This is a genomic window from Aeromonas sp. FDAARGOS 1409, from assembly GCF_019048705.1.
Classification (GTDB): Bacteria; Pseudomonadota; Gammaproteobacteria; order Enterobacterales; family Aeromonadaceae; genus Aeromonas; species Aeromonas sanarellii.
Genome location: NZ_CP077395.1, coordinates 370154 through 389863 on the forward strand (window position 1 = coordinate 370154; position 19710 = coordinate 389863).

The 19710-nt window shown below is 66.2% G+C and carries 20 protein-coding genes; 17 read left to right on the forward strand and 3 right to left on the reverse strand.

All coding sequences use genetic code 11. The features are described from left to right. The first annotated feature begins 222 nt into the window (after positions 1-222). The 10 genes from ltnD to I6L39_RS01770 all read left to right on the forward strand — a co-directional run bounded on the left by ltnD (position 223) and on the right by I6L39_RS01770 (position 12227). The gene (gene ltnD, locus I6L39_RS01725) at positions 223-1131 is read left to right on the forward strand and encodes an L-threonate dehydrogenase (protein ID WP_216990856.1); all 909 of its coding nucleotides are present in this window, start codon (positions 223-225) and stop codon (positions 1129-1131) included. Further along, positions 1128-2381 (forward strand): 3-oxo-tetronate kinase, encoded by a 1254-nt coding sequence (gene otnK / locus I6L39_RS01730; RefSeq protein ID WP_042074855.1) that lies wholly within the window; start codon positions 1128-1130, stop codon positions 2379-2381. The genes ltnD and otnK overlap by 4 nt, the downstream gene beginning before the upstream one ends. Beyond that, on the forward strand, positions 2374-3006 hold the full coding sequence (locus I6L39_RS01735; protein WP_041214644.1) for an aldolase: 633 nt from the start codon (positions 2374-2376) through the stop codon (positions 3004-3006). The genes otnK and I6L39_RS01735 overlap by 8 nt, the downstream gene beginning before the upstream one ends. After that, positions 3003-3776, forward strand: a complete 774-nt coding sequence (gene otnI / locus I6L39_RS01740) for a 2-oxo-tetronate isomerase (RefSeq protein ID WP_042074857.1) — start codon at positions 3003-3005, stop codon at positions 3774-3776. The genes I6L39_RS01735 and otnI overlap by 4 nt, the downstream gene beginning before the upstream one ends. Positions 3777-3811: 35 nt before the next feature. Continuing rightward, positions 3812-4762 (forward strand): D-erythronate dehydrogenase, encoded by a 951-nt coding sequence (gene denD, locus I6L39_RS01745; protein WP_216990857.1) that lies wholly within the window; start codon positions 3812-3814, stop codon positions 4760-4762. Then, positions 4759-6264: a GntP family permease gene (locus I6L39_RS01750; protein ID WP_010673294.1), complete on the forward strand. Its 1506-nt coding sequence runs from the start codon at positions 4759-4761 to the stop codon at positions 6262-6264. Before denD ends, I6L39_RS01750 begins: the two co-directional genes overlap by 4 nt. 90 nt (positions 6265-6354) lie before the next feature. After that, positions 6355-7245: a DMT family transporter gene (locus I6L39_RS01755; protein WP_216990858.1), complete on the forward strand. Its 891-nt coding sequence runs from the start codon at positions 6355-6357 to the stop codon at positions 7243-7245. A gap of 59 nt (positions 7246-7304) precedes the next feature. Then, entirely contained in the window at positions 7305-9242 is a 1938-nt protein-coding gene (locus tag I6L39_RS01760; protein WP_216990859.1) for a methyl-accepting chemotaxis protein, read from the forward strand. A gap of 636 nt (positions 9243-9878) precedes the next feature. Further along, positions 9879-11279, forward strand: coding sequence for an OprD family outer membrane porin (locus tag I6L39_RS01765; RefSeq protein WP_216990860.1), 1401 nt, complete (start codon positions 9879-9881; stop codon positions 11277-11279). A 120-nt stretch (positions 11280-11399) separates the two neighbouring features. Further along, positions 11400-12227, forward strand: a complete 828-nt coding sequence (locus I6L39_RS01770) for an SDR family oxidoreductase (protein WP_216990861.1) — start codon at positions 11400-11402, stop codon at positions 12225-12227. Positions 12228-12275: 48 nt separating this feature from the next. On the opposite strand, the gene I6L39_RS01775 is transcribed toward I6L39_RS01770, so the two are convergent. Beyond that, positions 12276-12608 (reverse strand): DUF1904 family protein, encoded by a 333-nt coding sequence (locus tag I6L39_RS01775; RefSeq protein ID WP_216990862.1) that lies wholly within the window; start codon positions 12606-12608, stop codon positions 12276-12278. Between the two features lie 70 nt (positions 12609-12678). On the opposite strand from I6L39_RS01775, the gene I6L39_RS01780 reads away from it, so the two are divergent. The 7 genes from I6L39_RS01780 to I6L39_RS01810 all read left to right on the forward strand — a co-directional run bounded on the left by I6L39_RS01780 (position 12679) and on the right by I6L39_RS01810 (position 19021). Continuing rightward, the gene (locus tag I6L39_RS01780) at positions 12679-13566 is read left to right on the forward strand and encodes a TraB/GumN family protein (RefSeq protein ID WP_216990863.1); all 888 of its coding nucleotides are present in this window, start codon (positions 12679-12681) and stop codon (positions 13564-13566) included. 165 nt (positions 13567-13731) lie between these two features. Then, positions 13732-13881: a DUF3149 domain-containing protein gene (locus tag I6L39_RS01785; protein WP_081805766.1), complete on the forward strand. Its 150-nt coding sequence runs from the start codon at positions 13732-13734 to the stop codon at positions 13879-13881. 135 nt (positions 13882-14016) lie between these two features. After that, on the forward strand, positions 14017-14598 hold the full coding sequence (smrA, locus tag I6L39_RS01790) for a DNA endonuclease SmrA (RefSeq protein WP_216990864.1): 582 nt from the start codon (positions 14017-14019) through the stop codon (positions 14596-14598). 106 nt (positions 14599-14704) lie between these two features. After that, positions 14705-16183 (forward strand): carboxypeptidase M32, encoded by a 1479-nt coding sequence (locus I6L39_RS01795; protein ID WP_216990865.1) that lies wholly within the window; start codon positions 14705-14707, stop codon positions 16181-16183. 139 nt (positions 16184-16322) lie between these two features. Next, positions 16323-17831, forward strand: a complete 1509-nt coding sequence (locus I6L39_RS01800; protein ID WP_216990866.1) for an AlkA N-terminal domain-containing protein — start codon at positions 16323-16325, stop codon at positions 17829-17831. Further along, entirely contained in the window at positions 17828-18304 is a 477-nt protein-coding gene (locus I6L39_RS01805; protein WP_216990867.1) for a methylated-DNA--[protein]-cysteine S-methyltransferase, read from the forward strand. Before I6L39_RS01800 ends, I6L39_RS01805 begins: the two co-directional genes overlap by 4 nt. 342 nt (positions 18305-18646) lie before the next feature. Then, a complete protein-coding gene (locus tag I6L39_RS01810) occupies positions 18647-19021 on the forward strand; it encodes a cupin domain-containing protein (RefSeq protein ID WP_254203712.1) in 375 nt (124 codons plus the stop codon). Between the two features lie 196 nt (positions 19022-19217). Here the strand turns inward: I6L39_RS01810 and I6L39_RS01815 are convergent, their stop codons facing one another. Then, on the reverse strand, positions 19218-19475 hold the full coding sequence (locus I6L39_RS01815; protein WP_216990868.1) for a DUF1272 domain-containing protein: 258 nt from the start codon (positions 19473-19475) through the stop codon (positions 19218-19220). 31 nt (positions 19476-19506) lie between these two features. Then, positions 19507-19659: a DHCW motif cupin fold protein gene (locus I6L39_RS20225; protein ID WP_254203714.1), complete on the reverse strand. Its 153-nt coding sequence runs from the start codon at positions 19657-19659 to the stop codon at positions 19507-19509. Between the last annotated feature and the right edge of the window lie 51 nt (positions 19660-19710).

The window sequence follows — 19710 nt, forward strand, 5'->3', positions numbered from 1 at the left end:
TCTACCCCAGCGACCTGGGAAAAAATGATAAATAACCTGAAACGGGCTCACAAATCACATTTATTCACACTAAAAACGCCAAAACTTGACTCGAAAGAATCTTAACCCACACAAATAACAAAAATTAACACCAAATAAGTTATTTTTTGTGACGACTACCTGATATTTCATCGCCGCAAGCCTCTACTATCGGCTCATCAGTCGTAATCGAGGAATCACGAGATGAGCACTCCCTATCATGTTGCGGTCATCGGCCTGGGCGCCATGGGCATGGGCGCCGCCCGCTCCTGCCTGCGGGCCGGGCTCACCACCTATGGCATCGACCTCAGCGAACAGGCCCGCGGCCAGCTGCAGCAGGCCGGTGCCGCCGCCGTCATGGCCGATGCCAGGCCCCTGGCCGAGACGCTCGATGCCGTGTTGCTGCTGGTGGTCAACGCCACCCAGGTGCGCCGCATCCTGCTCGGCGAAGCGGGGCTGGCTCGCCACCTCAAACCGGGCACCGCCATCATGGTCTCTTCCACCATAGCCGCCGAAGAGGCGAGCGCCCTGGCCGCCGAGCTGGCGCAGCTGGGACTGCCGATGCTGGATGCGCCGGTTTCCGGTGGCGCCATCAAGGCCGACGCGGGCGAAATGACGGTGATGGCCGCAGGCTCCGACACCGCCTTCGACAAGCTGGCCCCGGTGCTGGATGCGGTGGCCGGCAAGGTCTACCGGGTCGGCAGCGAGCCGGGCCAGGGCAGCACGGTCAAGATCATCCACCAGCTGCTGGCCGGGGTGCACATCGCGGTGGCCGCCGAGGCCATGGCGTTGGCCAGCCGGGCTGGCGTGTCCCTGGATCTCATGTATGACGTGGTGACCCATGCCGCCGGCAACTCCTGGATGTTTGAAAACCGCATGCCCCGGGTGCTGGCCGGTGACTACCAGGCCCGCTCCGCAGTGGACATCTTCGTCAAGGATCTCACCCTGGTAGCGGACACCGCCAAGGCGCTGCGCTTCCCGCTGCCGCTCGCGAGCACGGCGCTGAACATGTTCCTCGGCGCCAGCAATGCAGGGCACGGCCAGGAAGATGACAGCGCCGTCATCAAGATCTTCTCCGGCATCCAGCTGCCGGGTCAGGAGGAACTGCTATGAAACTCGGTGTCATCGCAGACGACTTCACCGGCGCCACCGACATCGCCGGTTTCCTGGTGGAGAACGGCCTCTCCACCCTGCAACTCGCCGGCGTGCCGGAGCATGATGGGGATCTGCCCCCGGTCGATGCCGTGGTGATCAGCCTCAAGAGCCGTTCCTGCCCCGCGGGCGAAGCGGTGCGCGACTCCCTGGCGGCCCTCGACTGGCTCAAGGCCCGCGGCTGCCCGCGCATCTACCAGAAGTACTGCTCCACCTTCGACAGCACGGCAGCGGGCAATATCGGCCCCGTCACCGACGCCCTGCTGGCGGCGCTGGAGAGCAAGTTCACCCTGATCTGCCCGGCCCTGCCGGTGAATGGTCGCACCGTCTATCAGGGCAACCTCTTCGTCGGCGCCCAGCCGCTGGCCGAGTCCGGCATGCGCCACCACCCCATCACCCCCATGACCGACAGCAACCTGCTGCGGCTGATGGAGGGACAGGCCCAGGGCCGCGCCGGTCTGGTGCCGTTCAATACCATCGCACAGGGTGCCACCGCCATTGCCGACGCCTTTGAGCAGCTAACACAAGCTGGCGTGCGCTACGCCGTGGTCGACACCCTGACCGAGCAGCACCTGCTGGACATCGCCACCGCCGCCCTCGACATGCCCCTGGTGACCGGCGGATCCGGCCTCGCCATCGGCCTGGCCCGCCAACTTGGCAGCGGCGATCTGCAGGGTGCCCGCGAGGCGGGCTGGCCCAGAGGCACCCGCGCCGCGGTGCTGTCGGGATCCTGCTCCGAGATGACCAACCGCCAGGTGGCCCGCTACCGCCAGCACGCCCCAGCCCTGGCGTTGGACGTGGTGCGTTGCCTCGAGGAGGCCGACTACCCGGCCGAGCTGGCGCGCTGGGTACTGGCCCAGCCCCGGACCCCGGCGCCGCTCGTCTACGCCACCACCAGCCCGGTTGAGCTGGCCCGCATTCAGGAGACCCACGGCCAGCAGGCGGCCAGCGACGCGGTGGAGCACTGCTTTGCCCGCCTCGCCCAACTGCTGCAGGAGGCCGGGGTGGATCGCTTCATCATCGCCGGTGGTGAGACCTCGAGCCGGGTCACCCAGGCCCTCGGCGTCAAGGCGTTCCACATAGGCCCGCAGATCGCCCCCGGTGTGCCCTGGGTGCGGGCCCTCGACGCCCCCCTGTCGCTGGCCCTCAAGTCCGGCAATTTCGGGAGCGACGACTTCTTCGACAAGGCTCAGGAGTACTTCCATGACTGAACAGGCACTGCGCGACACCATGGTGATGCTGGGGGCCTCCCTCTTCCAGCGCGGTTACGCCACCGGGGGCGCCGGCAACCTCTCCGCCCTGCTGCCGGACGGCACCCTGATCGCCACTCCCACCGGCTCCTGCCTGGGACGCCTGAGCGCCGACAGGCTCTCTCACGTCAACCTGCAGGGGGAACACCTGGGGGGGGATCGCCCCTCCAAGGAGGTGGCCTTCCACCTCGCCATCTACCACAACAATCCGGACTGCCGGGCCGTGGTGCACCTGCACTGCACCCACCTGACCGCCCTCTCCTGCCTGGAGGGGCTGGATCCGGCCAACGTCATCCGCCCCTTCACCCCCTACTACGTGATGCGGGTCGGCCAGTTGCCGCTCATCCCCTACTACAAACCGGGGGATGCCCGCATCGCCGAGGAGCTGGGGCGCCGCGCCCCCGAGGGCAACGCCTTCCTGCTTGCCAACCACGGCCCCGTGGTGACGGGCAAGGATCTGGTGGATGCAGTCAACAACATGGAAGAGCTGGAGGAGACGGCGCGCCTGGCACTGATGCTCCATGGCCACTCCATCCGCTACCTGAGCGAACCCGAAATTGATGAATTGAGGAGGATGAAACCATGAGCAAGTTTGCCGCCAATCTCACCATGCTGTTTACCGAGGTGCCGTTCCTGGAGCGCTTCGCCGCCGCCCGCGACGCAGGCTTCGCCGCGGTGGAGTTCCTCTTCCCCTACGAGTGGCCGGCCGCAGAGCTGGGCCGCCGCTTGCGCGAGCAGGGACTCTCCCAGGCCCTGTTCAACATGCCGCCGGGCAACTGGGGGGCGGGGGAGCGCGGCATGGCCGCCATCCCGGGGCGGGAAGCGGAGTTTCGCGCCCACCTGCCAACCGTGCGTGACTACGCCCTGGCGCTCGGCTGCACCAAGGTGCACGCCATGAGCGGCATAGTCGACCCGGCTCATAGCCTCTCGGCCCACCGCCAGACCCTGATCGACAACATCCGCTTCGCCGCCGACTTCCTGGCCGAAGACGGCATCAAGGTACTGCTCGAGCCCCTCAACGATCGGGATGTGCCCGGCTACTTCCTGGCCCACCAGCTCGACGCCCTGGCCCTGGTGCAGGAGATAGACAGACCCAACGTGGGGGTGCAGCTCGACCTCTACCACGCCCAGATCATGGACGGGGATCTCACCCGTCTCATCGGCAAGCTGGGCCAGGCCATCGGCCACGTCCAGATCGCCTCGGTGCCGGATCGCCACGAGCCGGACGAAGGGGAGATCGCCTACCCCCACCTGTTCAAGGTGCTGGCGCAGGCGGGCTACCACGACTGGATAGGCTGCGAATACAACCCCAGAGCCAGCACCCGGGAAGGGCTGGGCTGGCTGACACAACAATAACGACCCTGAACATGAACGAGTCTGAGGATAACAAGATGCAGATCATCATCACCGGCGGCGGTGGCTTCCTGGGCCAGAAACTGGCCCGGGCCCTGCTGCAAGGCCCCCACCCCTTCACCGAGCTGCTGCTGGTGGACATCCAGCAGCCGCAATCCCCCCTGCCGGACCCCAGGGTTCGCTGCCTGCGGGCCGACCTCACCGAACCCGGTGTCGCCGAGTCCCTCATCGGCGAGCGGACCGCCGTGGTCTACCACCTGGCCGCCATCGTCAGCAGCCACGCGGAGCAGGACTTCGATCTCGGCTGGAAGGTCAACCTGGACACCACCCGCACCCTGCTGGAGGCGTGCCGCCACGCCCGCTCCGGCATCCGCTTCGTCTTCACCAGCTCGCTCGCCGTCTATGGCGGCCCGCTGCCGGAGCTGGTGAATGACGGCACTGCCCTGACCCCGACCTCCTCCTACGGCGCCCAGAAGGCCATGGGGGAACTGCTGGTCAACGACTACAGCCGCAAGGGCTTCGTCGACGGTCTGGTATTGCGCCTGCCTACCATCTGCGTGCGGCCGGGCAAGCCGAACCGCGCCGCCTCCTCCTTTGTCAGCAGCATCATCCGCGAGCCGCTGCAAGGGGAGAGCGCCCTCTGCCCGGTGAGCCCGGATCTGCGCCTCTGGCTCTCCAGCCCCGCCACCGTGGTCGCGAACTTCCTGCTGGCGGCCAGGCTTCCCGCCACCGGTGACGCCCGCAGCATCAACCTGCCCGGCATCAGCGTGACCGTCGGCGAGATGCTGGAGGCCCTCGCCAGAGTCGGGGGTCAGGAGGCTTTGGAGCGGGTGCAGTTTGCCGCCGATCCGGCCATCGAGCGCATCGTGGCGAGCTGGCCGGGGCGCATCGACAACCAGCGGGCCAGCGCCCTCGGCTTCGCGGCAGACAGGACGTTTGCCGACATCATCGACAGTTTCATCACCCATGACATGCAGGAGGCATCATGAGCGACATCCCTACCCCCATCATCGGTCTCATCATCGCGGTCTTCGTGCTGGTGTTCCTGGTCATCCGTACCCGGGTGCACGCCCTGATCGCCATGCTGGCGGCGGCCTGCATCGCCGGGATCACCGGCGGCATGAGCATCGACAAGACCCTCACCGTGATCACCCAGGGCTTTGGCTCCACCCTCGGCAGCATCGGCATCGTCATTGGCCTCGGGGTCATGATGGGTCGCCTGCTGGAGGTGTCGGGCGCCGCCGAACAGATCGCCTACAGCTTCATCAAGTGGCTCGGCAAGCGCCGCGAGGAGTGGGCCCTGGCCATCACGGGCTACATCGTCAGCATCCCCATCTTCGTGGACTCCGCCTTCGTCATCCTCTATCCGGTGGCCAAGGCGCTGGCGAAGAGCGGCAAGCGCTCCCTGCTCACCCTCGGGGTGGCGCTCGCGGGCGGCCTGGTGGTGACCCACCATACCGTGCCGCCGACCCCGGGCCCGCTGGGGGTTGCCGGCCTGTTCGGGGTGGACATCGGCGCCATGCTGCTGACCGGCATGGCCCTGGCCATCCCCTGCGTGCTCGGCATCGTCTTCTACGCCCAGTGGCTCGACAAGAAGTACCCCGAGTTCGGCGCCCAGGCCGCCCAGACCCCGGACGAGCTGCAAGCCACCTATGAGCAGTACCTCAAGGAGAAGGAGGGCAAGACCCTGCCGAGCCTGACCCTGTCGCTGCTGCCGATCCTGGTGCCCATAGTGCTCATCTTCGTCAAGGCCATCTTCACCACCCTGGCCACCCTGGAGGGCATGGACGGCCTGATGGCGAACCCCCTGGTGCAGGGCATCAACTTCATCGGCACCCCCATCATAGCGCTGGCCATCAGCGTGCTGCTGGCGGTCTATACCCTGGTCCCGCACATGGACAGGCACGCCACCGCCGCCCGCCTGGAAGAGGGGCTGCAATCCGCCGGCATCATACTGCTGGTGACCGGTGCCGGTGGGGCGCTGGGGGCCGTGCTGCGCGACAGCGGTGCGGGTCAGCAACTGGCCGAGCAGATCGCCCAGCTGCCCATCTCCCCCATCCTGATCCCCTTCATCGTGGCGACCCTGGTGCGCCTCATCCAGGGGTCCGGCACCGTGGCCATGGTGACGGCGGCCTCCATCTCCGCCCCCATCCTGGCGCAGATCCCCGGGGTCAACATGCTGCTGGCCGCCCAGGCCGCCACCATGGGGTCGCTCTTCTTCGGTTACTTCAACGACAGCCTGTTCTGGGTGGTCAACCGCATGATGGGGATCTCCGACGTCAAGCAGCAGATGATCGTCTGGTCCATCCCGACCACCATCGCCTGGGCCATCGGCGGTACCGGCGTCGCCCTGCTGAACCTGCTGTTTGGCTCCGGCGGCACCTGGTTCGACCCCGTGCTGCCGCTGCTGGTGCTGGCGCTCATCGTCTGGTACGTCAAGGGGCAGTCCCTGGCCCCGGCGGCAGGGGCCGTCCCGAGTCGGGAGTCCTGACCCGCACCGTCACGGCAACGCTGTGTGACGAGGGCCAGTCTGCTAGACTGGCCCTCTTTTTCGTTCATTCATCTTGCAAAGGAGTGTTGGATGCCTGTGTCTTCCTGGTGGGACAAGTCCACCGGTTTTGCCCTGCTCACCATCTTGCTGTGGGCCTCCCTCGCCGCGCTCACCTCCCGGATCACCAGCGTCTCGCCGCTGGTTCTGGTCGGGCTGGTGCTGCTGTTCTGCGGGGCGGGCACCCTGCCATTCTGGCGCCAGTGGCGCGCCAGCCCCCTCACCTGGCTGGTGACCATCACCGCCCTGCTGCTCTATCACCTGCTGCTGTTCACAAGCTTTCGCCACGCCCCCGTGCTGGAGGCGAACCTCATCAACTACCTGTGGCCGCTGTGCATCATCCTGTTCACCCCCTTGCTGCTGCCGGGTCATCCCCTGAGCCTGCACCATCTGCTGGCCGGGGCCCTGGGTCTCGCGGGGTCGGTGCTGGTGATGGTCGATGGTCACCTGCAACTGCAACAGGCCCATCTGCCCGGCTACCTGCTGGCGCTCGGCGCCGCCATCGTCTGGGGCGCCTATTCCGTGCTCTCCCGCCGCCTGCCTCCCGCTCCCGCCGTGGTCACGGCCGCCGCCTGCCTGCCCGCAGGGCTCTTGGCCCTGCTACTGGCATGGATGCTGGAAGGCCCCTTGCCATTCGCCAGGATCCCCCAGGGGGACTGGCTGCTCATCGCCGGGCTCGCCCTCGGCCCCATGGGGGCGGCCTTCGTCACCTGGTATCTGGCGCTGCGGGACGGGGATCCGCGCCGCATCGGGGCGCTGGCCTACCTCACCCCCTTGCTGAGTACCCTGCTGCTGGTCTGGCTCAACGGCGAAGCGCTCACCCCGCGCCATCTGCTGGCGGGGGCCCTTATCATGGGCGGCGCCCTGCTGGGCCTGCTGGTAAAAACACCCAAGACTCAGCCAGTTGCAGAGCCTCTGTCATAAAAACGCCATCAGGCCTGCTTAAGCTCACGCCCATTGCGTGGTTCAAGCAGGACTGAAAAGTGAAAATTGCCCATTACGCCTCCCTCTCCTCCCTCGTCTTGTTGCTGGTGGCCGGTGTTCAGGCCGCCGCCCTCTATCAGGGCTGGCAGCAGTTCAACCGGGCCGAGCAGGCCCAGCGCCAGCAGGAGCAACTGCAGCGGCAGCTGAGCGGCTCCCTGCAAGGGGCGCTTCGCGACTACCTCGGCAGCGGGGATCCCCTGCTGCTGGCCCAGGCCCAGGGCGTACGCCAGCAGGCGCTGGCCCTGCTATCCAGCCAGGACGACACCCTGACCGGCCCTCTGCGGGCCCGGCTCGAACAGATGGGGGCACGTATCGACGGCGACTACCTGGCGGCGGGCAAGCTCTCCGGCAACAGCCAGTGGTTGCTGCAAAATGCCGAGAACGAGTTGACCACCCAGGCCCGCGCCCTGCTGCGCTATGGCCAGCAGGGGGTCGCCTCCGGGCGGGATCCGGCGCTCGCCGAGCAGTATCGCCAGGGGGCCGTCGACATACTGGCCGCCCTGCCCGCCCTCGCCCACCAGCGCCAGAACTACATGGAGCAGGCGAGCGCCAAGCGCCTCGAGGGGTTGCAGTTCGAGCTGGCCGCCCTGCAAAGGCAGGCAGACTCCCTGGCGGCCTTGCCGAGCCTGGATTTCTTCGAGGAGGCCCCGGCCGACGAGTTCACCCTGGGGGAGCCGCAGCGCAAGGAGCTCGGGGATCAGCCCAAAGCCGAGCTGACCTCCCTGCTCAAACGCTATCCGCAGGAGCTCCAGAACAGCCGCAAGGCGCTGCAACAGCAGCAGGCCGCGCGTCAGATGGTGCAGCAGGACATCACCCAGCTGCTGCAGGCCGGGGAACAGCTGGGAGAGCGGCTCGCCGCCGCCCGTCAGACGATGAACCGGGAGCTGGCCACCGTGCTCGGCGTGCTGGCGCTCTGCCTGGTGGTGGTCGCCCTGCTGTTCGCTCTGGTGCAGCGCCGCTGGCTGGTCAGCCCCCTGCTGCAACTGCGGGCCGCCTTCCTGCAGCTCGATGCCACGGGTCAGGCCCAGCTGCTGGCCCAGGGGCGCGAGCGCAACGAGCTTGCCGACATAGTCGCGAGCTACAACCGCCTCATTGAGCGGCTGCAACAGGATCAGCAGCAGAAGGCGGGGCAACTCTCCAGCGTCTCCTCCAGCCTGCAGGAGATGGTGGCCCAGGTGCAGGAGATCCATCACAGTACCCGCACCACGGAGCAGGCGGTGGATGAGAGCGACACCATGATGCAGGAGCTCAACCAGCTCGCCAGCGAGGTGCACCAGGTCGCCGCCGAAATCGCCCAGCACGCCCAGCACAACGAACACTCCATGACCCAGAGCGAGCAGCTGGTGGGTGGCATGCTGACGGCCACCGCCCAGACCGGGCTTGCCATCGACGAGAGCAGCGCGGCCCTGGCCCAACTCACCCGCTCGGTGGAGGACGTGACCGCCATCGTCGACGTCATCGGCCACATCTCCCAGCAGACCAACCTGCTGGCGCTCAACGCCGCCATCGAAGCGGCCCGCGCCGGGGAGCAGGGACGCGGCTTTGCGGTCGTCGCCGACGAGGTGCGTCACCTCTCCGCCGACACCCAGCGCTCCCTCGGCCAGATCACCGAGATCCTGGCGAGCCTCACCCAGGCGGGGGATCAGCTCGCCACCGTGCTGTCCCGCATCACCGCGGAGGCCGCCGATCAGCGCCAGCAGGCCGAACAGCTGCGCCAGACCACCCAGACGGTGCGGGAGATGGCGCGCAGCACCGCCGTCATCGCGCTGCAGGGGGCCGACAACGCCCGCAGCCAGGAGCACAGGCTCGCCAGCTTCGCCGCCCTCATCGGCCGCATCAGCCAGCACGCCCGTCAGGGCAGCCGTCTCTCGGTGCAGGTCTCGGAGCACATCCACCACCAGGCCCAGCAGATCCCCCGGATCCTGAGCCAGGCCTGATCCCGGGCCCGGCGCCGTGCCGGGCCTGCGTTTCCCCCCATACTCGCCCCCGGGATCTCCAGTCCGGGCCCACAGGCCGGCGAGGCCGGAACAATTCTTTGCGACTCTTCCCCCATGCCGGCACCCTGGTTGCAGACCAGGCTCCCCAGCCTGCGTCGGCGACGCACATCCGGAGCAGGCCGAATCTTTTTTTGTGACACAAAATTATATGTTGCCACCAAGTTAACAAAGAAAGTTCTGCCTTCCCGACAAGATCCGCACAGGATAACGGTGAACACCACCTGAAAGCGTTCTCATTGCCGATGTACGTGGGCTTGGAGTGCCCACATCAAGAATCATGATTATTTGCACTCGGTCATATTTTTGAAACTTGGCGGGAACTTCATGTTGATATTTCGCACCGCGAACGTACTCTTGAGTTGTCCGATCGCCAAGGGTCGGCACACACAAAATAAAGACTGTCACGATACAGACCGCCCATCACAGATGCGCCAAGGCATCCGGGAAAGGGCCACAGCACAGACAGACGTTTTTTTGCCCTGCGGGGCCTTGATTGCAATGCCAATACCGAGCGGCGGGCCTGCGTCCGACTGCCGGATAAAAAAGCTAAGTCCATAAAATCAGGAGCAATAACAAATGGAAAAAGTGATCTTCAAGCGCGCCGCCTTGAGTGCCGCCGTGGTCGCGGCGCTGGTCGCCCCTGGCATGGCGCTCGCAGCCCAGGACATGATGAGCCCCGAGTACGGCAAGTCCTACGAGGCGTTCACCGAGGATGCCAAAGTCACCGGCGGTCTCTTCTACTTCCAGCGCGAGCGTGACCGCAAGCAGGCCGGTCCCGGCCAAGATGGCAAATACCACTCCAACCTGAGCCATGCCACCACCCAGGCGGCCCTGAACCTCAACTCCGGCTATGCCTGGGACGTGGTGGGTATCGACCTGGGCGGCTTCGGCGCCTATGACCTGGCCGTCGACGAGAGCAACGGCGTCAACGAAGAGAACGAATTCTCCTTCTGGGGCGACCAGTGGGGTTCAGGTGGTGACGGCGTCCCCGAGAACGGCTTCAGCCTCTCCAACGCCGCCCTGAAATTCAAGTTCGGTGAGCATGTCACCGCCAAGGGGGGTTATACCCAGCTCTACGTACCCGGCATCCTGGGGGTCAACTGGTCCTATCAACCCGGTACCTACCGCGGCGGCCAGATCGAAGGCACCTTCGGCGGCCTCTACCTGACCTACGCCATCGCCGACGAATACAAGGCGCCCTGGTTCAAGAACACCGCCGGCTTCTCCAAGAGCAACCCCTATGCCAGCGATCCCTTCAGCGACGAGAACAAGATCGACTACATCCACGGTCTGGCCGCGCGCTACACCTTCGAGAACGGCACCGCCATCACGGGTGCTTTCGGTCAGTCCGAAGGCTACATGGACAGCTACCACTTCAAGCTGGCCCACAAGTTCGACGTACTGGGTGGCCTGAACACCAGCTACCAGTTCTACGGCTCCGAGACCGACAACAACGATTACGACGGCCTGGCCTGGCAGCAAGCGCTGACCGCCTCCTGGAACTACGCCCAGTATGGCTTCCGTCTGGAAGGGCTGTGGACCAAGGCCGAGGGTGACCAGGGCAACTACCTGCCCCGTCTGACCCGCGGCTACGGCAACTCCCAGGGCGCGAACGAGATCTGGTGGGATTCCCGCTCTGACTGGAACCACAACGACGAGAAGGCCGTGTTCTTCGGCGTGACCCGTTCCCTAGACGATCTGGTGGGCGCCCCTGGCTGGGCCGCCGGTATCTCCGGTGCCTACGGCTGGGATGCCAACAACGGCGACAGCTCCCTGGAAGGCGGCAAAGAGTGGGCGGCGAACTTCGACGTCATGTACACGGTGCAGGATGGCAAGCTGAAGGGCACCCTGTTCAAGCTGCACTACACCGACTACAACAACGAACAGGACGACAAGGGCAGCTGGTACTACCCGAACATGTTCAGCTCCGAGCATGACGTCAAGTTCCACATCATCATGCCGTTCACCATCCTGTAAGCAGGGGGTTGAACTTCAGCAAACCGGGCCGATTGGCCCGGTTTTCTTTTTTCTGATCAGCGGGTTAACATGCAAAGCCGCTGGCACTTTTGCCCGCCCCGTCACCACAAGGATGCGACCATGTCCCGCTTCGTTCTGATCACAGGCTGCTCCAGCGGCATCGGCCTCGCCGCCGCAAGAAAGCTCAGCGCCCACGGCTTCACCGCCATCGCCTCCGCCCGCAAGGCCGGGGACGTGGCCCTGTTGCAGCAACAGGGTCTCTTGGCGGTGCAGCTGGATCTGGCGGATGCCGCCAGCATAGAGCGGGGGGCGGCAGAGGCGCTGGCCCTGGCCGGGGGCCGCCTCTATGGCCTGTTCAACAACGGCGCCTACGGCCAGCCCGGCGCCCTGGAGGATCTGCCCACCGAGGCGCTGCGCGAGCAGTTCGAGACCAACCTGTTCGGCTGGCACCACCTCATTCGCCAGATCCTGCCCCCCATGCTGACTGCGGGCGAGGGGCGCATAGTGCAGAACAGCTCCGTGCTTGGCCTGGTGGCCATGAAGTATCGCGGCGCCTACAACGCCAGCAAGTTCGCGCTGGAAGGCTATACCGACACCCTTCGCCTCGAGCTCACGGGCAGCGGCGTGCACGTCAGCCTGATTGAACCCGGCCCCATCGACACCCGGTTTCGCGCCAATGCCCGCGACGCCTTCCTGCGCCACATAGACCCGAGTGCGAGCCGCCATCAGGCCGCCTATGCCCAGACGCTGGCGAGGCTGGAGCGCGAAGGGGGGGCCCGGGGCTACACCCTGCCGAGCGAGGCCTGCGTACCCCCGCTGCTGCACGCGCTCAGGAGCAAGCGTCCGAAGCACCGCTACCCCGTCACCTTCCCGACCAAATTGTTTGCCGTGCTGCGTCGTCTGCTGCCAAGCCGCTGGCTGGACCGGCTGCTGATCAAATCCGCCTGACGCCAGACAAATGCCGCCCCGCTGCCTGAGGCCACGGGGCGGCATTTTTCAGTAGTGCTGGCCATTGCTGTAGTAGTGGGATTTCACTATGGGCAGCACCTGCACCACCACATAGGTCTGCTCCCCCAGCACCGCTTTCAGGTGTCGGGTGATGAGGGCGGCGGCAGCATTCTGCATCTCTTGCGGGCGCTCGAACCAGACCAGTTCCACGAAGGGGAAACCGGCCTCGGGCTGGCCATCTCGTACCCACTGGCTCGGCACGCACTCCAGGGTGACGAACTCCGGCTTGCCGCCGGTCAGGGCGCAGAGATCCGCCATCAGGGGCCCGCTTATCCGCTGCAGGGTGTCGACAGAAACTGCCCGAAAACGAAGGTGGGGCATGGGAAACCTCTTGGCTGTGACAAATGAGGACTTATCATAGAGCACTCATCCCGCTCACATAAGGTGCCTCATGAGATTCCATCCCACGCTGCTCTCCTTCCTGCTCTGCCTGCTGCTGCCGCTCCATGCCATGGCCGATCCGGCCTTCTACCGCATCAACAAGGGCAGCGAGCAGCACTGGCTGCTGGGGTCCATCCACGCGGGCAAACCCTCTCTCTACCCCCTGCCGGACCCCGTCGAGCGCGCCTGGCAGCAGAGCCGCGCCCTGGTGATGGAGGTGGACATGACCCACATCAGCCAGGCGCAGTGGCAGGAGATGGGCGCCATCACCCGGCTCGTGGACGGCAAGACCCTCAAGGATCACCTGCCCATCGACCTCTACCGTCGCACCCTGATCGCCGCCGGCCAGAACGGTCTGAACGAGAGCATGCTGGCCCCGCTGCGCCCCTGGTTTGCGGCCATCACCCTGACCCAGGCGGCCCTGGAGCGTACCGGCTTTCGCGGCGAGTTCGGGGTGGATCAGCACTTCGCCAAGCGGGCGAACGACGGCGGCAAGCCCATCATCGGGCTGGAGACCCTGCTGGAGCAGCTCGGCTATCTCGCGAGCGTCGGCGACAACCAGACCCTGATGCTGGAGAGCACCCTGGATGAGCTGCCTGAGCTCGAGAAGGGGTTCACCGAGGTCATGGCGGCCTGGCAGAACGGGGATCAGGCCACCCTGATCAACCTGCTCAAAGAAGAGATGGCGCCACCCAAGCTGCAGGCCTGGCTGGAGCAGACCCTGCTGGCGGAGCGCAACCGCAACTGGGTCAAGAAGTGGCCGAGCCTGCCAAACGAGAGCTTTATCGTGGTAGGGGCCCTGCATCTTTACGGCGAGCACGGGCTGCTCGCCCTGCTGGAGCAGCAGGGCTGGCGCATCACGCCGCTCACCGACCCCGCGCCAGAGAGAGCCAAATAGTGCCTTTTCGGCCCCCCTGCCCCCGACGAGGGTGCCGGATGGGAGCCTGCTCACAGAATCCGATGCCGATTAAATAACCAGGGAGGGAGTTGATCGAGATCATCTCCACCCTCCCAAAGGGGTATTTATCATGCCTGTCATCGCGCAATGACAGGAGTGAACGAGATGGAATTCTGGATGAACCTGATGTTCGGCAACAGCGTGGGGCTGATGTCCATGCTGGTGATTATCGGCACCTTCCTGCTCATCAGCGCCTATGCGGTCTATTTCATCTACAAGGTGATGCACGCCGAGCCGCCGAAAGAAGGACAATAACCCCCAGGGGCCTGCCATCAAGGGGGATGCAGACGGCGTCCCGCCGGGCAAGGCCCCCACTCGCCCGCCCCGCCATTCTAAGCACAGGCCAGGCCCGCTATAATGGCTCCCTCATTCTCATGCGGGGAGCCTGCCGTGTCTCATGACGACGAACTCTCACTGTTCCTGCAGGAAGTGGCCGACGTGCGGCCGCTGCGCAGCGACCACATCGCCCCCGTTGCGGGCAACGGCCAGCCGACCGAGGCGCAGCTCGCGCGCCGGGAGGCCGCCACCGCCGAGCAACTCACCCTGGATCACCTCGGCACTGAGGCTGTCGAGATGCTGGACCCCCACGCCATCATCGGCTTCAAGCGTGACGGCGTGCAGGAGGGGGTCTACAAGAAGCTGCGCCTCGGCAAGTACGAGTTGCAGGGCTCCCTCGACCTGCACCACAAGACGCTCAACGAGGCGCGAACCGCCCTGGTGCAGTTCATTGCGGAGTGCGAAGTGCGGGACATCCGCTGCCTGCTGATCCTGCACGGCAAGGGGGAGCGCAGCACGCCGCGCGCCCTGCTCAAGAGCCATGTCAGCGCCTGGTTGCCACAGCTGCCTGCCGTGATGGCCATGCACAGCGCCGAGCGCCGCCACGGCGGCAGCGGCGCGCTCTACGTATTGCTGCGCAAGAGCGAGCGCAAGAAGGCGGAAAACCGCGAACGGCACCAGAAGCGCCTAGGCTGACTGCCTGAGGGTGGCCCCCGCCCGCGGCACAGTGCTAGCATCGGACGGCCCCGATCATGCCAGGTACGGGGTGCATACCATCAGGGACGATAACAAGGACAATCCCATGTCATATCAGAAACTCGAACAACATCAGCAACAACTGCACCGCCTCTCCCACCTGTCCGCCATCTGCGGCTGGGATCAAGCCGCCATGATGCCGGAGGGGGGCAACGAGGCCCGCGCCGAGGCGATGGCGGAGCTCGGCGTGCTGATCCACGGCAAGCGCACCGCCCCGGAACTCGGCGACTGGATAGCGGCGGCCGAAGAAGAACCACTGGATGCGACCCAGCGTGCGAACCTCGCGGAGATCAAGCGCCACTGGCAGGATGCGAGCCTGCTGCCAAGCGATCTGGTGGAGGCGCTCTCCCTGACCGGCAGCAAGTGCGAGCACGCCTGGCGTCGCCAGCGCAAGGAGAACGACTGGGCAGGCTTTGCCCCGAACCTCGAGGAGGTGGTGCGCCTGTCGCGGGAGGTGGCTCGCCTGCGCGCCGAGGCGCTCGGGGTGCGCCCCTATGACGCCATGCTGGCGCTGTACGAACCCGGTATGACGAGCGCGAGGCTGGATCAGATCTTCGGCGATCTGACGAGCTGGCTGCCGGATCTTATCCAGCGCGTGAGTGAACGGCAGAAGAGCGACGTGATCCTGACGCCGCAAGGCCCGTTCCCGATCCCGACGCAGCAGGCGCTCGGCCAGGAGGTGATGGGGCTGCTCGGCTTTGATTTCGCGCACGGCCGGCTCGACGTGAGCAGCCACCCGTTCTGCGGCGGCGTGCCGACGGACGTGCGCATCACCACGCGCTACAACGAGCAGGAGTTCGTCTCCAGCCTGATGGGCATAGTCCACGAGACGGGCCACGCGCGCTACGAGCAGGGCCTGCCGCGCGCACTGCTCGGCCAGCCGGTGGCCGAGGCACGCTCCATGGGCATTCACGAGAGCCAGAGCCTGTTCTGCGAGATGCAGCTCGGCCATCACCCCGCGTTCCTCGCGCTGATCGCGCCGCGCATTCGCGCGCACTTCGGCGCACAGGACGCGCTCGCACCGGCGAACCTCGAGAAGCTGTACAACAGGGTCGAGCCCGGCTTCATCCGCGTCGATGCGGACGAGGTGACGTACCCGGCGCACGTGATCCTGCGCTACGAACTGGAGCGCGACTTGATAGAAGGGCGCATCGAGGTCGCGGACATCCCCGAACTGTGGGATGCTAAGATGCAGCAGTGGCTCGGCCTGTCCACGAAGGGCAACTACCAGAACGGCTGCATGCAGGACATCCACTGGACGGACGGCTCGTTCGGCTACTTCCCGAGTTACACGCTCGGCGCCATGTACGCGGCGCAGCTGCGCTTCGCGCTCGAGCGTGAGCTCGGCGACATGGGCACGCTCGTGGCGTCCGGCCGCCTGCCGGAGATCTTCGACTGGCTCGGTCGCCACATCTGGTCGCAAGGCAGCCGGCACGATACCGACACGCTGATCCAGCGCGCGACCGGCGAGGCGCTCAATCCCCAGTGGCTGCGCAAGCACCTCGAACAGCGTTACCTGAAATAACCGCTCCCGGGCGCGACTCATCTCGCGCCCACTTTCCCCCTGCCCGACTATTTTTGCTATCCCTGTCCGTTTCTGGCTAGTCACCCCCCTCGACCCCGCTTAGTCTCTGGGATATGCCCACAGCGAGCCGAGTCACACCATGAACACAGAGTCCCCCGTCTCCTCCCCCAAAGACGAGATCATCCCCGGCCTCACCCGCGATCAGTGCCACGCCGCCCGGCTCGCACGGGACGCGCGGTTCGACGGCCGCTTCTTCACCGGCGTGCTGTCCACCGGCATCTATTGCCGCCCCGTATGCCCGGCGCGCGCACCGCACGAGCACAACGTGCAGTATTTTCGCTTCGCGGCGGCGGCGGAGCAGCACGGGCTGCGGCCCTGCCTGCGCTGTCGCCCTGAGCTCGCACCAGCGCAGAGCGGGGATCTACCGCCGCTCGTCGCCCAGGTGCTGGCGCGCATCGAGCGCGGCGAGCTCGCGGATCACAACCTGGGCACGCTCGCGCAGCAGGCCGGGATCACGGAGCGCACGCTGAGGCGCCAGTTCGAGCAACACCTCGGCGCGTCGCCGAAACAGGTGGAGCAGACGCGCCGCCTGCTGCTCGCGAAGCGGCTGCTGACGGAGACGCGGCTGCCGATCACGGACGTCGCGTTTGCCGCAGGCTTTGCGAGCATTCGCCGCTTCAACGACGCCTGGCACCAGGCGTACGGCATGGCGCCGGGCGCCCTGCGCAAGCAGGAAGGGGAGACTGGCAACGCGGCACCGCAATCGAGCCTGCAGCTGCACCTGCTGTATCGCCCGCCGTTCGACGCGCAGGCCATGCTCGCGTTCTACCGCCTGCGCGCCATTCCGGGGCTGGAGCGCGTGGATGAGCACGGCTACGAGCGCCGTCACCGCGTCGGCGAACAGGAGGGGCTCATCCGCATCGAGCCGGTCGAAGGCAGCCGGCTCAGGCTGACGGTGCGGGATCTGCCGCCGGGCGCGCTGCCGGACATCCTGTACCGCGTGCGCCGCATGTGGGATCTCGACGCGGACATGGGGCGCATCGGCGAGCACCTGGGGCAGGATCCGCTGCTCGCCGGCATACAGGGGTGCTGGCCCGGGGTGCGGCTGCCGGGGGGTTGGGACGAGTACGAGGTGATGCTGCGCGCCATCGTCGGCCAGCAGGTGTCGGTCAAGGGCGCCATCACCATCATGGGGCGCCTGGTGGCGCGCACCCTGGCTCAGTTCGGCACGGCTCAGCTGCCCACCCCGGCCCAGCTGTGCGAGCTGGATCTCGACGGCATCGGCATGCCGGGCAGCCGCATCCGCACGCTGCAGGGGCTGGCCTCGGCGCTCGCGAGCGGCGCGCTCATTCTGGGCACGGCAAGCGACGAGCAACTGCTCGCGCTGCCGGGCATAGGCCCCTGGACGGTCGCCTACTGGCGGCTGCGCTGCGGGCTGGACACGGATGCCTTCCCCGCCTCGGATCTCGTGCTGCAAAAGGCGCTCGGGGGCGGTGACAAGCTGCCGGTTAAACAGATGACAGTGCGCAGCGCCCCCTGGCAGCCGTGGCGCGCCTATGCCGCGAGCTGGCTGTGGCACGCCATGAGCGAGCAACCGGCGCTGCTCACGCAGCCCGGACGTAAACAGGACGAGGAGACGACATCATGATCCGTTACGACTTTCTGGAGACCCTGTGCGGTCGGCTGCTGATCGCCATCGACGATCGCGGCCTGGTGCACGTGGACTTTGTGGCAGGGCTGCGCCCCTTGCCCGACATGAGCGGCTGGCGGCAGGACGGCGAGGCGCTGGCCCCCTTCCTCGCCGAGTTTGAGGCCTACTTCGCAGGGCGCTTGCAGCGCTTCACGCTGCCGCTCGCGGCGCGGGGCACGGCGTTTCAGCAAGCGGTGTGGCAGGCGCTGTGCGACATCCCCTACGGGGAGACCCGCAGCTACGGCGACATCGCCCGCGCCATCGGCAAGCCGAGTGCGAGCCGCGCCGTGGGGGCCGCGAATGGCCGCAATCCGCTGTCCATCATCATCCCCTGCCATCGCGTGATCGGCCAAAGCGGCAGCCTCACCGGCTATGCGGGAGGCCTGCCCATCAAGCAGGCGCTGCTGCACCTCGAGGGGATCCCGCGCTGATCCGCCGCATCCTCTCCCCGACCAGGTGCCATTCGGACCCTGGCACCCAATCCATCCGGTCTGCACTGTCATGGGCGTCGTATGGCACTATCAAGGCAAGGGATTGAAAAAACAGCGTTTATACCGACGGCGTCAACCTGGAAGAACCGGGACGCCGCCCCTGGCTCGAATACTTGCCCGTGACGGCTCTCCCTCCCCTGCGCCTGCGCCCGTTTGGGCGAATACTTCACCTACCGGGATGACGCTGTGCCTTGCCAACGTGTTGACCAGAGAGATCACGGCGTGTTCCTGGCGATCCGGTCGCGGCCCTGGGCTGCGATCCGTTTGAAATGAGGAGGCAACATGTTAACTCCAGTCACCGTCACTCAATTTCAGGTGCGATCCCACGGCGCCCCCGACGAGGTACGCACCCCCGACAAGACCCGGGTCGAGGTCGTCAAACTCGATGGCTACACCATAGGGCGGTTCAACTTCGCCCCCGGCTGGCGCTGGTCTGACTGCATCAAACCTGTCGTCAAGACGGAGCAATGCCAGCTCTCGCACCTGGGTTACGCCGTCTCGGGGTCGCTCACGGTACGCCTGGCAGATGGCACCCTCAAGACCATCAACGCCGGCGAGTCCTACACCATACCGCCGGGGCACGATGCCTGGGTCGAGGGGGATCAGCCCTTCGTTGGCATCGAGGTGCTGAGCGCCGATCAGTTCGCCAAGCCATAGTGTGTCGTCGGCGACCCGCCAGGGTTGCGCGCGAACCTTCCGGTGGGCGCTCGCCCACCGGCACAGCCCCCCAGCGGCCCGGTCTTGTCCACCCCGTCATGGTCCCACTGCCGTACCGCTTCCCCTGATGGCTGGAGACGCGGGCAGGATAGTGGCGCCCCTTGCCGGCAGGTATTCCTCCATGGGGACGGCGGCCCTAGCGCCCCTTGCCCAGGGTCGCCTTGAGGTCCGGATTGAAGATGCGCTGGAGGGAGGCGGGATGGTTCACCAGCTTGGCCGCCGGGCGGCGCGGGCGCCTGACCAGCTCGCCGCCGCAGTTGGGGCAGGTCAGGTGCAGATACTGATCGTTGCACTCGGCGCAGAAGGTGCACTCGAAGGAGCAGATATAGGCCGTCGCCGTGTCGGCGGGCAGATCCTTGTCACAGCATTCACAGTTCGGTCTGAGTTCAAGCATGGCAAGCTCCGAGGTAAACGGGAAAAACGGCTCAGTCGACGATAAAGAGGCGGGCGCCCGGTTCGGTGTAGGAGCGATGGGGCTCGGCGTCATCGGCCACCTGATAGCTCATACCCGGCGTCAGGGTGAAGACGCGGCCATCCTGCAGCTCGGTGTGCAGCTCCCCCTCGAGGCAGAGCAGCACATGGCCCTTGCTGCACCAGTGATCCGCCAGATACCCGGGTGAGTATCCACC

What these genes read in the sequence shown, in the direction of transcription:
- ltnD (WP_216990856.1), top strand. Translation starts at nt 223, where the DNA reads ATGAGCACTCCCTATCATGTTGCGGTCATCGGCCTGGGCGCCATGGGC.
- otnK (WP_042074855.1), top strand. Translation starts at nt 1,128, where the DNA reads ATGAAACTCGGTGTCATCGCAGACGACTTCACCGGCGCCACCGACATC.
- I6L39_RS01735 (WP_041214644.1), top strand. Translation starts at nt 2,374, where the DNA reads ATGACTGAACAGGCACTGCGCGACACCATGGTGATGCTGGGGGCCTCC.
- otnI (WP_042074857.1), top strand. Translation starts at nt 3,003, where the DNA reads ATGAGCAAGTTTGCCGCCAATCTCACCATGCTGTTTACCGAGGTGCCG.
- denD (WP_216990857.1), top strand. Translation starts at nt 3,812, where the DNA reads ATGCAGATCATCATCACCGGCGGCGGTGGCTTCCTGGGCCAGAAACTG.
- I6L39_RS01750 (WP_010673294.1), top strand. Translation starts at nt 4,759, where the DNA reads ATGAGCGACATCCCTACCCCCATCATCGGTCTCATCATCGCGGTCTTC.
- I6L39_RS01755 (WP_216990858.1), top strand. Translation starts at nt 6,355, where the DNA reads ATGCCTGTGTCTTCCTGGTGGGACAAGTCCACCGGTTTTGCCCTGCTC.
- I6L39_RS01765 (WP_216990860.1), top strand. Translation starts at nt 9,879, where the DNA reads ATGGAAAAAGTGATCTTCAAGCGCGCCGCCTTGAGTGCCGCCGTGGTC.
- I6L39_RS01770 (WP_216990861.1), top strand. Translation starts at nt 11,400, where the DNA reads ATGTCCCGCTTCGTTCTGATCACAGGCTGCTCCAGCGGCATCGGCCTC.
- I6L39_RS01775 (WP_216990862.1), bottom strand. Translation starts at nt 12,608, where the DNA reads ATGCCCCACCTTCGTTTTCGGGCAGTTTCTGTCGACACCCTGCAGCGG.
- I6L39_RS01780 (WP_216990863.1), top strand. Translation starts at nt 12,679, where the DNA reads ATGAGATTCCATCCCACGCTGCTCTCCTTCCTGCTCTGCCTGCTGCTG.
- I6L39_RS01785 (WP_081805766.1), top strand. Translation starts at nt 13,732, where the DNA reads ATGGAATTCTGGATGAACCTGATGTTCGGCAACAGCGTGGGGCTGATG.
- I6L39_RS01795 (WP_216990865.1), top strand. Translation starts at nt 14,705, where the DNA reads ATGTCATATCAGAAACTCGAACAACATCAGCAACAACTGCACCGCCTC.
- I6L39_RS01800 (WP_216990866.1), top strand. Translation starts at nt 16,323, where the DNA reads ATGAACACAGAGTCCCCCGTCTCCTCCCCCAAAGACGAGATCATCCCC.
- I6L39_RS01805 (WP_216990867.1), top strand. Translation starts at nt 17,828, where the DNA reads ATGATCCGTTACGACTTTCTGGAGACCCTGTGCGGTCGGCTGCTGATC.
- I6L39_RS01810 (WP_254203712.1), top strand. Translation starts at nt 18,647, where the DNA reads ATGTTAACTCCAGTCACCGTCACTCAATTTCAGGTGCGATCCCACGGC.
- I6L39_RS01815 (WP_216990868.1), bottom strand. Translation starts at nt 19,475, where the DNA reads ATGCTTGAACTCAGACCGAACTGTGAATGCTGTGACAAGGATCTGCCC.